Here is a 13081-nt window from a genome sequence, read left to right as displayed (position 1 = left end):
GACTCAGTCCACGACCGCCTCGTGCACGAGCCGCTTCAACTCCGGGAAGATCCTCAAGGACCGCTTCGGGCGCACCTGGGTCATGAACTGGAGCGTCAGATCGCGACCGGGATCGACCCAGAACGTCGTCGTCGCCACCCCGCTCCAGCCGAACGTGCCCGGCCCCGAGGGCGCCTGGGTGCGCTCCGGGTCGATCACGACGGAGACCCCGAGCCCGAAGCCGACACCATCGTTGCCGGGTTCGTCATGGGCGGGGCGGCTGCCGAAGGAACGCAGGTCGGCGTTGCCCGGCAGGTGATTGCTCGTCATCAGGTCCACGGTGCCGGGGCTCAGGAGCCGGGTGCCGTCGAGTTCGCCCCGGCGGCGCAGCAGTTCCATGAAGCGGTGCACGTCGTGCGCGCTCGCCACCAGGCCGCCGCTGCCGGAGAGGAACCGGGGACGGCCGTGCAGCGGAAGCCCCGTGATGGGCTCGATGCCGCCGTCGTCGGTCTGGCCGTACAACTCGGCCAGCCGCCCGGCCTGTTCGTCGCTCACGCAGAACCCGGCGTCGGTCATCCCGAGCGGCCGGAAGATCCGCTCGGCGAAGAACGTGTCGAGCGGCTGCCCGGACGCCACCTCGACGACCCGGCCCAGTACGTTGCTGGCGACCGAGTAGTTCCACTGCGTTCCCGGGTCGAACTGGAGCGGCAGGCTCGCGTAGACCTCCATCGTCCGGGTGAGGTCGGCGCCCGCGGGCACGGACGACTCCAGGCCGGCCGCCCGGTAGAGGGCGTCGACCGGGTGGGAGTGGTAGAAGGCGAAGGTCAGGCCCGCGGTGTGGGTGAGCAGGTGCCGGATCCGGATGGGGCCGGCGGCCGGGCGGGTGCGTACGTCGTCGCCGGAGCCGCTCTCGTACACCCGGGGCCCGGCGAAGACCGGGAGATGGCGTTCCAGCGGGTCGTCCAGCGACAGCCGGCCCTCCTCGACGAGCATCAGCACGGCCACCGCGGTGACCGGCTTGGTCATCGAGTAGATCCGCCACACGGTGTCCGTGCCGACCGGCAGCCCGGCCGCCACGTCCCGCAGGCCGTACGTGGTGAGGTGGGCGATCCGGCCGCCCCGCGCGACGGACACGAGGAACCCGGGCAGCCGCCCCGCGTCGACGAGGTGGGCGAGGTACCCGTCGAGGCGGTCCAGAGCCTTCGCGTCGAGCCCCACACCGCCCGGGTCGACATCCTGCCGCAACTGAGCCATCGCTCTCCTCCGGTTCGTCTCGCACGAGGACCCTCCCGGCCCTCCCGGCCCGGACCTGCCCAGACCTCATGGTCGCGCAGGAACACGGGTACGGTCCCTCGGTTCGGGCCGATCGGCGATCACCGTGCCGGAACGTTTCGGCAGAGTTCCGCCCAGCGCCGCCCCCGCCACGGCCACCCCCGCGAGCACCACCAGGGGCAGCGCGTCGCCGCGGCCCAGCCCCCGCAGCGTGGTGGCCGCCGCGACGCCCAGCGCCGGGCCGACGTTCATCGCCGTCTGCTGGAGCCCGCCCGCCACCCCGGCCCGTTCCACGGGGCTCTCCCGGACGACGACCTGTGTCGCCGCGACCATCACGGTGCCGAAGCCGGCCCCGAGCAGCGCGAAGCCGGTACCCAGGGTGAGTGGTCCCGACGCCCGGGCGAGCACCAAGATGCCCAGCGCGAGCAGTGCCATCGCTCCCACGGTCGTACGACGGGCCCCGACCCGGCGCAGCAACAGCGGGCAGACGGGGGCGGCCGCCACCATGAGCACGGCGAGCGGCAGGCTGAGCAGGGCGCTGTGGAACGGGTCCCGTCCGAGGGTGTCCTGCAGGAGGTACGTGCCGAGGAAGAGCGTGCCGAACAGGGCCGAGGACGCGGCCACCAGGACCGTCAGGGCCGAGCCGACGGCCGCCGAGCCGATCACGTCCGGCGGCAGCAGCGGACTTGGGGTGCGGCGCTCGTGCCGGACGAAGGCGGTGCCGGCGACGACGGCCACGAGCGGCCCGGCCCATCCGGGCTCCGGAAGCGCGGCCAGCGTGTGCACCGCGCAGCCGAGGGCAACGGCCGGCAGCAGAGCCCCGGGCACGTCCAGGCGGGCCGCGGAACCACCGGGCCCGGCCGGGGGCCCTGCCGGCCGGCCCGTCGACGCGGCCGCTCGGATGCCGGGCTCGTCCGGCTCGGCGGCGGGGGCGGCGCCGGACCGCTCCGGTCCGCGCGTCGCGAGAGCCAGGACGCCGAAGAGGGCTGCCGGAAGGACGTTGACGTAGAACACGGACCGCCAGCCCAGTGTGGTCACCAGCGCTCCGCCCACCAATGGACCGGCGGCGGCCGCCAGTCCGATGGCGCTCGTTCGGACGGCGATGGGCATGGCGAGACGGTCGGGCGGGAACGCGGCGCGCACCATCCCCAGCGTGGCGGGCTGCAGCAGCGCCCCGCACACCCCCTGCGCCACGCGCAGCCCGATCACCCAGCCGATTCCGGGGGCCACGGCGATGCCCGCCGACGCGGCGCCGAACCCGAGCATTCCGGCCGCGAACAGGCGCCGGTGACCGTAACGGTCGCCCAGCCGTCCGGCGAACACCAACAGGGCCGCCACCGCGACGAGATAGCCGGTGCTGGTCCACTGGACCTGGGCGACCGACGCGTCCAGGTCGCGTTGCAGCGTGGGTTGCGCGACGGTGAGGACGGTGCCGTCCACGGCGACGATCACGGCCCCGGCCACACTGCTCGCGAGCGTGGTCGCCCGGTACGGGGTCACCGGCCGCCCTCCGGCCCGAGGTGCGCGTCGAGCGCCGTGCGCAGGAGGGGGGCGAAGTCCGTAAGATCGGTGGCGAGTTGGAGGCTGCCCCAGCCCCACAGTTGGGCGATGCCGTGCAGGTTCGCCCACAGGGCTCCCGCGACGGCGCGCGCGTCCGCCTCGGGGCGGGCCTCGGCCACCAGCCCCACCAGGGCTCCGAACAGCGGCAGGCTGGTGTCCCGCAGGCCCAGATGGCCGCTTTCCAAAAGGTCGTGACGGAACATCAGCTCGTACATGCCGTGGTTGCCCAGCGCGAATTCCAGGTAGACGCCGCCGAGCGCGCTCAGCCGGGTGCGGGGATCCGCCGCGGTGCCGTCGAGCACGGCCGCCGCCCGGTCGGCGAGTTGTGCGAAGCCGCGGCGCGCGATGGCGGACAGCAGTTCCAGGTGAGTGGGGAAGTAGCGGCGCGGCGCCCCGTGGGACACGCCCGCTCGACGCGCGATCTCGCGCAGCGTCAGTGCCTGGGCCCCCTCCTCGGCCACCAGGTCCACCCCGACCTCGACCAGCCGGTCCCTCAGGCTCTTCTCGGAGTCAGCCATAGACACTGTCTACCAGTCGCGAGTAGACACTGTCTACGAGGAATGTCCGGCGTTGCCCCGGGAGTTGTTCCTGATATGAGCCGAGACACGAGCGAGGGCGCCGCGCAGGATCCGGCGCGGGAGCGGCTGCTGCGGCTGCTCTCCGAAGGGCACGGCGGGGTGCTGGTCACGCTCAAGCGTGACGGGCGGCCCCAGCTGTCGAACGTCAGTCATGCCTACGACCCGGAGGAGCGGATCATCCGGGTCTCCGTCACCGACGACCGCGCCAAGACGCGCAACCTGCGGCGCGACCCGCGGGCGTCGTACCACGTCACGAGCCCGGACCGGTGGGCCTACACGGTCGCCGAGGGTGCCGCCGACCTCTCACCCGTCGCGCGGGACCCGCACGACGACACCGTCGAGGAACTGGTACGGCTCTACCGTGCCGTCCTCGGCGAGCACCCCGACTGGGACGACTTCCGCGCCTCGATGGTCCGCGACCGCCGTCTGGTGCTGCGGCTGAGGGTGGAGCGGGTCTACGGCATTCCGCGGGCCGCCGACGGCGACTGACCAGGGGCGGCCCGGCCGATCATGTCGCGGACGCGGACGCGGATGCGGACGTGGACGGGGAGGCCGGGTCCTGGGGCCGGTCCCGTGGTGCCGTCGTCGTGCGGGCCTCGATCGCGCGCAGGACCGCCACCATGTCCTCGGCACCGTGTCCCAGGGCCACCGTCTCCTCGAAGAGGGTGTGGCACACGTCCAGCAGGGGGGAGGCGATGCCGGACGCTCGGGCGGCCTCGGCGATGAGCCGGTTGTTCTTCAGGACGTCGAGGGCCGCCGCCTGCACCGAGAAGTCCCCGGCCAGCAGCTTGGGCGCCTTCATCCCGGAGACCGCGCTGGCCATCGGGCCCGCGCTCAGGACGTCGAGGAACAGGCCCGGGTCGAGCTTCTGCCGCTCGGCGAAGTGGAACGCCTCCGTCAGGCCCGTCACCAGTGTGATCAGGAACAGGTTCACGGACAGTTTCATCAGCAGCGCGCCGGGCGTCGGCCCGCAGCGGAAGCTCTGGTGGCACAGGGGCGCGAGCAGCGGCCGTACGACCTGCACCGCCGACTCGTCCCCGGCCAGCATCGCCACCAGCCGCCCGTTCTCCGCCGGGACACGGGACCCGGAGACGGGCGCCTCGACGTAACGGCCGCCCGCCGCGCGGACGTCGGCCTCCAGGCCCTGCGAGTACGCGGGCGAGGTCGTGCCCATGTGGACCACCACCCGTCCGGCGACACGCGCGGTGAAGGCGGGGGTGCCCCGGCCGAGGACGGCATCGGTCGCGGTGTCGTCGGCCAGCATCAGCAGGACCACGTCCGCGCGGGCGAACACCTCGCCGGGGTCCGCCGCCACCTCGGCGCCGGCCGCGCGCAGCGGAGCGGTACGGGCCTGCGTGCGGTTCCAGACGATCAGGGGAGTACCGGCGCGGGCCAGCCGGAGCGCCATGGGCCGTCCCATGACTCCGAGGCCGAGGAAACCGACGTTCACGGGGGACCGCCCTCCGGACGCGACCGTTATGACACCGGTCATAGTAGCGGCCTTTATGACGGCGGTCATAGGCTGGAGCAGGGCAACGAGCAGGGAGGTCGGATATGGCCGAGTCGCAGCGGGGACCGCGCGAGCGGATGGTCTTCAGCGCGGCCCAGCTCATCCGGCGCGAGGGGGTCGGCGCCACGGGGATGCGGGACGTCGCCGCCCACGCGCGGGCCCCGCGCGGATCGCTGCAGCACTACTTCCCCGGCGGCAAGGAGCAACTGGTCGGCGAGGCGGTCGCCTGGGCCGGGCGGTACGCCGGGAAGCGCGTCGCCCGGTTCCTGGCCGGCCTGGACGAGCCGACCCCGAGCGGCCTGTTCGCCGCGATGGTGCGGCAGTGGACCGACGAGTGCGAGGCCGAGGGCTTCGCCGCCGGCTGCCCGGTCGCCGCGGCGACGGTGGACTGTGCCGCCACCGGCGCCTCCACCCGGGCGGCCACGGCCGCGGCCTTCGCGGCCTGGCGGGAGGCGGTGGCCGAGGCTCTGGCGGGCATGGGGGTGCCGGCCGGCCGGGCCGGGGCGGTCGCCACCCTGATGATCAGCGCGCTGGAGGGCGCGCTCCTCATGGCCCGCGCGGAGCGGGACGTGCGCCCCCTGACGACCGTGGCCCGCGAACTGGGCCCCCTCCTCGACGCGGCGGCGGTCCCCCCGCCTTCCGGCCGCTGAACCGAAGGACGGGACAGCCGGGACGGCACGGCCCAGGACGACTTGGAGAAGAGGTACCCATGCCCGTGGACGGCCGCAGTCACCTCCGCATCGCCCGCCCCTCCCGGGACCTGGCCGCGGCCGAGCGGTTCTGGGCCGGAGGGCTCGGCCTGGACGTGCTCTGGCGGGCCGAGGGAGGCGCCCGGCCCGGTGAGCACGACCTGCTGATGGTCGGCTGGCCCGACGCCGGATGGCACCTGGAGCTCGTCCACGAACCCGCCCGGCCCGTCGAGCCCCGCCCCACCGAGGAGGACCTCCTCGTGGTCTACGTCGACGGTCCCGTGCCGGACGAACTGGTCGCCCGCCTCGAGGAGCACGGCGGCAGGCGGGTGGCGGCGCCCAACCCGTACTGGAACGAGTGGGGGGTCACCGTCGAGGATCCCGACGGCTACCGGCTGGTGCTCTGCCGGCGGTCGTGGTCCAACGGCTGAGCACCGGCAACGGACCACGGACGACGGGCGACGGGCGACGGGCACGTAGCCCGGCGCCCACGGGCGAGGAGGCGTCTCCTGCCCGTGGGCGCCGAGCTTCGCCGTATGTGTCCTGCGTGCCGTACGCGCCGCGTGGCGGCGGCTCAGGCCGACACGGTCTCCGGCTGGGACGCCGGCCGGTCGGTCCGTTCGCCGAGCAGTTCGGTCGGGACCCGGTGGGTCTCGCGAGCCGACAGCGCGGCGATCACCGGCGGGACGCACAGGGCCGCCGTGAACAGGGCCACCGACGACCAGTCGGTGCCGTCCGGCCCGGCGATCTCGGCGGCGAAGGTGACCGCGAACCCGGCGACCGCGAAGCCGATCTGCGTGCCGATCGCCATGCCCGACAGGCGGACCCGGGTGGAGAACATCTCGCCGTAGAAGGAGGGCCACACGCCGTTCGCGGCGCTGTAGACGACACCGAAGGCGACGATGCCGAGGACGAGGATCAGCGGGTAGGAGCCGGTGGAGATCGCCCACAGGTAGAGGAACATCGTCACCGCGCTGCCCGCCGCGCCGATCAGGTACACGGGGCGCCGGCCGATCCGGTCCGACAGCGTGGCCCACAGCGGGATGGCGCCGAGCGCGACGACGTTGGCGAGGGCGCCCACCCACAGCATCGACGAGCGGGACATGCCGACCGCGTCGCTGGTGGCGTAGGCCAGCGCCCACACCGTGAAGATGGTGCTCACCGAGGCGACGAGCGCGCCCGCGACCACCCGCAGCACGTCCGCCCAGTGCTCGCGCAGCAGCACCGCCAGCGGCAGCCGGGCCACGCCCCGGACGGCGGCCTGCTGGGCGAAGGCGGGGGTCTCCGCCAGCCTGCGGCGGATCAGGTAGCCGACGAGGGCGACCGCGATGCTCAGCCAGAAGGGCAGCCGCCAGCCCCAGCTCAGCAGCTGGTCCTCGGGCAGCGAGGCGACCGGGATGAACACGAGCGTGGCGATGAGCTGGCCGCCCTGGGTGCCGCTGAGAGTGAAACTGGTGAAGAAGCCGCGCCGGTCCGGCGGCGCGTGCTCCAGGCTCATGGAACTGGCGCTGGCCTGCTCGCCCGCCGCCGAGATGCCCTGCAGCACCCGGCACAGCACCAGCAGCACCGGGGCCGCGCCGCCGACCTGCGCCCGGGTGGGCAGACAGCCGATCAGGAACGTCGACACGCCCATCAGGATCAGCGTGAAGACCATGATCTTCTTGCGGCCCAGCCGGTCGCCGAAGTGGCCGAGGAAGAACGCGCCGACCGGGCGGGCGGCGTAGGCGACGCCGAAGGTGGCGAGCGACAGCAGGGTCGCGGTGGCCGGGTCGGAGGCGTCGAAGAAGACCTTCGGGAAGATCAGCGCGGCCGCGCTGCCGTAGATGAAGAAGTCGTAGTACTCCAGCGCGCTGCCGATCCAGGCGGCGGCCGCGGCCTTCTTCGGCTGGCCGGGCGGGGCGGTTGCGTCGTGGGGTGCGGCGGGGACGGACACGGCGGGCTCCTTCGGGGGGCTCCAACGTATGCGGAGAGGGCGGACGTCGAGAAGTGCCGGATCCCTGGGGTGACGGGCCGGCCGCACCGGGTGCGCGTCCCGGTTAATTAACCCACTGGGTAGTTAGTAGCGGTTGGCCAGTGATGTTGCGCCCGCGTTTCCCGGGTGTCAAGGGGTAGTGCCGCGGCCGTGCGGAGACGCCGGCCGCGGACGGCCGCCGCGGGCTCAGTCCGCGGCGCGGTCCGCCGTCAGATAGGCGATCACCATGTCGCCCAGCATGGTCCGGTAGTGCTCGCGCCGTGCCGGGTCGACGAGGTCGCGCCCGAACAGGGCGCCGAACGTACGGCGGTTGGCGACCCGGAAGAAGCAGAACGAGCTGATCATCGCGTGCAGGTCGACCGCGTCCACGTCCGCCGTGAACAGGCCCGACTCCTGGCCCGAGGTGAGGATCCGCCGGATCACGTCCAGCGCCGGCGAACCGATCCGGCCGAGCTTCTCCGAGGCGGCGATGTGCTCCGCCTCGTGGATGTTCTCGATGCTGACCAGGCGGATGAAGTCGGGGTGCTGCTCGTGGTGGTCGAAGGTCAGCTCGGCCAGCCGCCGGATGGCCGCGACCGGGTCCAGGTGGTCGACGTCGAGCTGCTGCTCGGCCTCGCGGATCACGCCGTAGGCCCGTTCCAGCACGGCCGTGAAGAGCTGCTCCTTGCCGCCGAAATAGTAGTAGATCATCCGCTTCGTGGTGCGGGTGCGGGCGGCGATCTCGTCCACGCGGGCGCCGTCGTAGCCTGCCCGGGCGAACTCCTGCGTGGCCACGTCGAGGATCTCGGCCTGGGTGCGGGCGGCGTCGCGGATGCGCCCGTTCGGTCGTGCCGGTTCGTCGACGCTGGTCATCACGTTCCTTCGGCGTAGGTCCAGTGCCGGTGATTCTAGAAGCAGCGGGTGTCCCGGCCCCGAGGGTCTTCCCGCGGGAGCCGGCGTGCTGATATAGCTAACGTACTAGTTCGTACATTAGGTGTCTGCTCAGGAGGTCAGCGGTGGCCAAGGACTCGTATCTCGTCGGTCTGGTCGGTTCCGGCATCGGCCCATCGCTCAGCCCGGCGCTGCACGAGCGGGAGGCGGACCGCCAGGGCCTGCGGCTGCTGTACCGGCTCCTCGACATCGACACCCTGGGCCTGCCGCCGCAGGCGGTGGGCGACCTGGTGCGCTCCGCCCGCACCCTGGGCTTCGACGGGCTCAACGTCACCCATCCGTGCAAGCAGCTCGTCATCGAGCACCTGGACGCCCTCGCCCCGCAGGCCGAGGCGCTGGGCGCGGTCAACACCGTCGTCTTCGAGGACGGCCGCGCCGTCGGGCACAACACCGACGTCACCGGCTTCGCCGCGTCCTTCGCCCGCGGGCTGCCCGACGCGCCGCTGGAGCGGGTGGTCCAGCTCGGCGCGGGCGGGGCCGGCGCCGCCGTCGCCCACGCCACCCTGACGCTCGGCGCCGAGCGGGTCACCGTCGTCGACGCCCTGCCCGAGCGGGCCGCCGCCCTCGCCGAATCCCTCGCCCGCCACTTCGGCGCCGGACGGGCCGCCGCCGCGGCTCCCGACGCCCTCGCGGACCTGCTGACGCGCGCCGACGGCATCGTGCACGCCACCCCCACCGGTATGGCCGCCCACCCCGGCCTGCCCTTCCCGGCCGAGCTGCTCCACCCCGGCCTGTGGGTCGCCGAAGTGGTCTACCGCCCGCTGGAGACCGCGCTGCTGCGCACCGCCCGCGCCCGCGGCTGCGCCACGCTCGACGGCGGCGGCATGGCCGTCTTCCAGGCCGTCGACGCCTTCCGCCTGTTCACCGGGCGGGAACCGGACAGCGCGCGGATGCTGGCGGACATCGCCGAACTGGCGGGCGGCGCGGTGGGGGCGGGGAAGTGACGGGCGGCCGGAACACGGAAAGCACGGAAGCCCAGGGAGAGGTACTCAGGGTGCGTACGTCCATCGCCACCGTCTCGCTCAGCGGATCGCTCACCGAGAAGCTCACGGCCGCGTCCCGGGCCGGCTTCGACGGGGTCGAGATCTTCGAGAACGATCTGCTCGCCAGCCCCCTCGCCCCCGAGGAGATCCGCATACGCTGCGCCGACCTCGGGCTGCGCATCGAGCTCTACCAGCCGATGCGCGACATCGAGGCCGTCCCCGCCGCGGAGTTCGCGCGCAACCTGCGCCGCGCCCGGCACAAGTTCGAGCTGATGCGCCGGCTCGGCGCCGACACCGTCCTCGTCTGCTCCAGCGTCTGTCCGTCGGCCGTCGACGACGACGCCCTCGCCGCCGCGCAGCTGAGCGAAGTCGCCGATCTGGCACAGGACTTCGGCATCCGGGTCGCCTACGAGGCACTGGCCTGGGGCCGGCACGTCAGCACCTACGACCACGCCTGGCGGATCGTCGAGACGGCGGGTCACCCGGCGCTCGGCACCTGCCTGGACAGCTTCCACATCCTCTCCCGCGGCGGCGACCCCGAGGGCATCGAGGACATCCCGGGGGAGAAGATCTTCTTCCTCCAGCTGGCGGACGCCCCGCAGCTCGCGATGGACGTGCTGCAGTGGAGCCGTCACTACCGCTGCTTTCCCGGGCAGGGCGGCTTCGACGTCGCCGGCCTCGTGCGGCACGTGCTGCGTACCGGATACGACGGCCCGCTCTCCCTGGAGGTCTTCAACGACGTCTTCCGGCAGGCCGAGGCGGGCCCCACCGCCGTCGACGCGCACCGCTCGCTGCTCCTGCTCCAGGAGGCCGTGGGCGTCGCGGACCTGCCCGCGCCCGTCGTCCCCACCGGCATCGCCTTCGCCGAACTCCTCACCCCGGACGCCGAGCCGGTCGCCGCGGTCCTGGACGCCCTGGGCTTCGCCCGCACGGCCCTCCCCCAAGCTCTCGACTCCGCTCGAGCAGGGCGGTACCCCCATCACGGCAAGCCCGTCGACCTCTGGCAGCAGGGCGAGGCCCGCATCCTCGTCAACACGGCGGGAGCGGCACGCCGCGACGGCACGCAGCTCGCCGCGATCGGGCTGGAGTCCCCGGACCCGGCGGCCGCGGCCCGCCGCGCGGAGGCCCTGCTCGCCCCGGTGCTGCCGCGCCGCCGCGGCCCGCACGACGCACCGCTGGACGCGGTGGCCGCACCCGACGGCACCGAACTCTTCTTCTGCGCCACCGGACACCCCGAACTACCCGGCTGGCGAGCCGACTTCGACTCCCTCGGCACCGGCCGGCCGCAGACGGGCGTGACGTCCGTCGACCACCTCGCGCTCACCCAGCCCTGGCACCACTTCGACGAGGCGGCGCTCTTCCACCGCAGTGTGCTCGGGCTCGACGCCCGGGAGAGCGTCGACGTGGCCGACCCCTACGGACTGCTGCGCAGCCGGGCCGTCGGCAACACCGACGGCAGCGTCCGCATCGCCCTCTCCGTCGGCGCGGCGCCCACCGACGACACCGTCCACGCCCAGCACATCGCGCTGGCCACCGACGACGTGGTCGCGGCCGCCGGCCGCTTCCGCGCGGCGGGCGGCCGCCTGCTGCGCATCCCGGCCAACTACTACGACGACCTGGCGGCCCGGTTCGAGCTGCCCGAGGAGGAACTGGCGGCCTACCGCGACCTCGGCATCCTCTACGACCGGGACGCCGGCGGCGCCTTCCGGCACTGCTACACCGAGACCGTCGGCCGGGTCTTCTTCGAACTCGTCCAGCGGGACCCCGGCCACCGCGGCTACGGCGCCCCGAACGCGTCCGTGCGGCTGGCCGCCCAGCACGCGCAGCGCCCGGCGCGGTGAGGCGTCACCGCCTCGCCGCGCCGGGCGCCCACCCGGCCGTCGCGGCCGGTCCTTCCCCGACCGCCCCGGTCAGTCCTTCTTCGACGACTCCACCGCGTGACCGCCGAACTGGTTGCGCAGCGCGGCGATCATCTTCATCTGCGGGGAGTCCTCCTGGCGGGAGGCGAACCGCGCGAACAGGGACGCGGTGATCGCCGGCAGCGGCACCGCGTTGTCGATGGCGGCCTCGACGGTCCACCGGCCCTCGCCGGAGTCCTCGGCGTAACCGCGCAGCTTGTCCAGGTGCTCGTCCTCGTCGAGGGCGTTGACCGCCAGGTCCAGCAGCCAGGAGCGGATGACGGTGCCCTCCTGCCAGGAGCGGAAGACCTCGCGGACGTCCGTGACGGAGTCGACCTTCTCCAGCAGCTCCCAGCCCTCGGCGTAGGCCTGCATCATGGCGTACTCGATGCCGTTGTGGACCATCTTCGCGAAGTGGCCCGCGCCGACCCGGCCGGCGTGGACGTAGCCGTAGGGGCCCTCCGGCTTGAGCGCGTCGAAGATCGGCTGGAGTCGGTCGACGTGCTCCTTGTCGCCGCCGACCATCAGCGCGTAGCCGTTCTCCAGGCCCCAGACGCCGCCGGAGACGCCGGCGTCGACGAAGCCGATCCGCTTGACGCCGAGTTCGGCGGCGTGCTTCTCGTCGTCGGTCCAGCGGGAGTTGCCGCCGTCGACGACGGTGTCGCCCGGCTGGAGCAGGTCCTTGAGCTCGTCGACGACGGTCTGGGTGGCGGTGCCCGCCGGGACCATCACCCACACCACGCGCGGGGTCTCGAGCTTGTCGACCAGCTCGGCGAGGCTGCTGACGTCGGAGAGTTCGGGATTGCGGTCGTAGCCGACGACGGTGTGGCCGGCGTTGCGGAGACGCTCCCGCATGTTGCCGCCCATCTTGCCGAGGCCGATCAAACCCAGCTGCATGTCAGTTCACTTCCTAAGCGTGCGGTACGCGGCCACGAGGGCGGCGGTGGACGGGTCGAGACCGGGGACCTCGGCGCCCTCGGTCAGGGCGGGCTCGACGCGCTTGGCGAGGACCTTGCCGAGCTCGACGCCCCACTGGTCGAAGGAGTCGATGTTCCACACGGCCCCCTGGACGAACACCTTGTGCTCGTACAGCGCCACGAGCTGGCCGAGGACCGACGGGGTCAGTTCGGGGGCCAGGATCGTGGTGGTGGGCCGGCTGCCCCTGAAGACGCGGTGCGGCACCTGCTCCTCGGGGACTCCCTCGGCGCGCACCTCCTCGGCGGTCTTGCCGAAGGCGAGTGCCTGCGTCTGGGCGAAGAAGTTGGCCATCAGCAGGTCGTGCTGCGCCTCGAGTCCACCGCTCAGTTCGCCGACCGGGTCGGCGAAGCCGATGAAGTCCGCCGGGATGAGCTTGGTGCCCTGGTGGATGAGCTGGTAGTAGGCGTGCTGCCCGTTGGTGCCGGGCGTACCCCACACGACCGGGCCGGTCTGCCACTCCACGGGTTCCCCGTCGCGCTGCACCGACTTGCCGTTGGACTCCATGTCCAGTTGCTGGAGGTAGGCGGTGAACTTGGACAGGTAGTGCGAGTACGGCAGGACGGCGTGCGTCTGCGCGTCGAAGAAGTCGTTGTACCAGATGCCGAGCAGGCCCATCAGGAGCGGGGCGTTGGCCTCGGCGGGGGCGGTGCGGAAGTGCTCGTCGACGAGGTGGAAGCCGTCGAGCATCTCCCGGAAGCGGTCCGGGCCGATGGCGATCATCAGCGACAGGCC

Annotated in this window: 12 protein-coding genes and 1 pseudogene; 5 read left to right on the top strand and 8 right to left on the bottom strand. The window is 73.1% G+C overall.

Features of this window, described 5'->3' with window-relative positions; translation table 11 throughout:
• Positions 1 to 3: 3 nt before the first annotated feature.
• The 3 genes from ACIPM1_RS19495 to ACIPM1_RS19485 form a co-directional block, all read right to left on the bottom strand.
• Positions 4 to 1233 (bottom strand): serine hydrolase domain-containing protein, encoded by a 1230-nt coding sequence (locus ACIPM1_RS19495; RefSeq protein WP_402436158.1) that lies wholly within the window; start codon positions 1231 to 1233, stop codon positions 4 to 6.
• 66 nt (positions 1234 to 1299) lie between these two features.
• Positions 1300 to 2751, bottom strand: coding sequence for an MFS transporter (locus tag ACIPM1_RS19490; RefSeq protein WP_402436155.1), 1452 nt, complete (start codon positions 2749 to 2751; stop codon positions 1300 to 1302).
• A complete protein-coding gene (locus ACIPM1_RS19485) occupies positions 2748 to 3329 on the bottom strand; it encodes a TetR/AcrR family transcriptional regulator (RefSeq protein ID WP_402436152.1) in 582 nt (193 codons plus the stop codon). The genes ACIPM1_RS19490 and ACIPM1_RS19485 overlap by 4 nt, the downstream gene beginning before the upstream one ends.
• A 75-nt stretch (positions 3330 to 3404) precedes the next feature.
• Between ACIPM1_RS19485 and ACIPM1_RS19480 the strand changes: the two genes are divergently transcribed.
• Positions 3405 to 3878: a PPOX class F420-dependent oxidoreductase gene (locus ACIPM1_RS19480; protein WP_402436149.1), complete on the top strand. Its 474-nt coding sequence runs from the start codon at positions 3405 to 3407 to the stop codon at positions 3876 to 3878.
• Positions 3879 to 3897: 19 nt separating this feature from the next.
• Here ACIPM1_RS19480 and ACIPM1_RS19475 read toward each other — a convergent pair whose 3' ends face one another.
• Positions 3898 to 4839, bottom strand: a complete 942-nt coding sequence (locus ACIPM1_RS19475) for an NAD(P)-dependent oxidoreductase (RefSeq protein WP_402436146.1) — start codon at positions 4837 to 4839, stop codon at positions 3898 to 3900.
• 104 nt (positions 4840 to 4943) lie between these two features.
• On the opposite strand from ACIPM1_RS19475, the gene ACIPM1_RS19470 reads away from it, so the two are divergent.
• Together ACIPM1_RS19470 and ACIPM1_RS19465 are read left to right on the top strand one after the other, a co-directional pair.
• Positions 4944 to 5549, top strand: coding sequence for a TetR/AcrR family transcriptional regulator (locus ACIPM1_RS19470; RefSeq protein WP_402436143.1), 606 nt, complete (start codon positions 4944 to 4946; stop codon positions 5547 to 5549).
• Positions 5550 to 5608: 59 nt separating this feature from the next.
• Positions 5609 to 6019, top strand: a complete 411-nt coding sequence (locus ACIPM1_RS19465) for a VOC family protein (RefSeq protein ID WP_402436140.1) — start codon at positions 5609 to 5611, stop codon at positions 6017 to 6019.
• 143 nt (positions 6020 to 6162) lie between these two features.
• Here the strand turns inward: ACIPM1_RS19465 and ACIPM1_RS19460 are convergent, their stop codons facing one another.
• Positions 6163 to 7521 (bottom strand): MFS transporter, encoded by a 1359-nt coding sequence (locus tag ACIPM1_RS19460; RefSeq protein ID WP_402436137.1) that lies wholly within the window; start codon positions 7519 to 7521, stop codon positions 6163 to 6165.
• Between the two features lie 225 nt (positions 7522 to 7746).
• The gene (locus ACIPM1_RS19455; protein ID WP_356192614.1) at positions 7747 to 8412 is read right to left on the bottom strand and encodes a TetR/AcrR family transcriptional regulator; all 666 of its coding nucleotides are present in this window, start codon (positions 8410 to 8412) and stop codon (positions 7747 to 7749) included.
• 143 nt (positions 8413 to 8555) lie between these two features.
• On the opposite strand from ACIPM1_RS19455, the gene ACIPM1_RS19450 reads away from it, so the two are divergent.
• Both ACIPM1_RS19450 and ACIPM1_RS19445 read left to right on the top strand, forming a co-directional pair.
• A complete protein-coding gene (locus tag ACIPM1_RS19450) occupies positions 8556 to 9434 on the top strand; it encodes a shikimate dehydrogenase (protein ID WP_402436133.1) in 879 nt (292 codons plus the stop codon).
• Positions 9435 to 9484: 50 nt separating this feature from the next.
• Positions 9485 to 11314: a TIM barrel protein gene (locus ACIPM1_RS19445; RefSeq protein ID WP_402436130.1), complete on the top strand. Its 1830-nt coding sequence runs from the start codon at positions 9485 to 9487 to the stop codon at positions 11312 to 11314.
• A gap of 69 nt (positions 11315 to 11383) precedes the next feature.
• Here ACIPM1_RS19445 and gnd read toward each other — a convergent pair whose 3' ends face one another.
• Positions 11384 to 12268 (bottom strand): phosphogluconate dehydrogenase (NAD(+)-dependent, decarboxylating), encoded by an 885-nt coding sequence (gnd, locus tag ACIPM1_RS19440; RefSeq protein ID WP_402436127.1) that lies wholly within the window; start codon positions 12266 to 12268, stop codon positions 11384 to 11386.
• Positions 12269 to 12274: 6 nt separating this feature from the next.
• Positions 12275 to 13081, bottom strand: a pseudogene (locus ACIPM1_RS19435) (glucose-6-phosphate isomerase); the annotation flags it as partial.

It is taken from the genome of Streptomyces sp. NPDC086766 (genome assembly GCF_044746005.1).
Lineage (GTDB): Bacteria > Actinomycetota > Actinomycetes > Streptomycetales > Streptomycetaceae > Streptomyces.
Note: the sequence above shows the minus strand (reverse complement) of the source record. Positions and strands in the feature narration are given on the sequence as shown.

Bases quoted from the DNA above. Each gene is read 5' to 3' on its own strand.
- ACIPM1_RS19480 (WP_402436149.1), top strand. From the start codon at position 3,405: ATGAGCCGAGACACGAGCGAGGGCGCCGCGCAGGATCCGGCGCGGGAG.
- ACIPM1_RS19455 (WP_356192614.1), bottom strand. From the start codon at position 8,412: ATGACCAGCGTCGACGAACCGGCACGACCGAACGGGCGCATCCGCGAC.
- gnd (WP_402436127.1), bottom strand. From the start codon at position 12,268: ATGCAGCTGGGTTTGATCGGCCTCGGCAAGATGGGCGGCAACATGCGG.
- ACIPM1_RS19470 (WP_402436143.1), top strand. From the start codon at position 4,944: ATGGCCGAGTCGCAGCGGGGACCGCGCGAGCGGATGGTCTTCAGCGCG.
- ACIPM1_RS19495 (WP_402436158.1), bottom strand. From the start codon at position 1,233: ATGGCTCAGTTGCGGCAGGATGTCGACCCGGGCGGTGTGGGGCTCGAC.
- ACIPM1_RS19485 (WP_402436152.1), bottom strand. From the start codon at position 3,329: ATGGCTGACTCCGAGAAGAGCCTGAGGGACCGGCTGGTCGAGGTCGGG.
- ACIPM1_RS19465 (WP_402436140.1), top strand. From the start codon at position 5,609: ATGCCCGTGGACGGCCGCAGTCACCTCCGCATCGCCCGCCCCTCCCGG.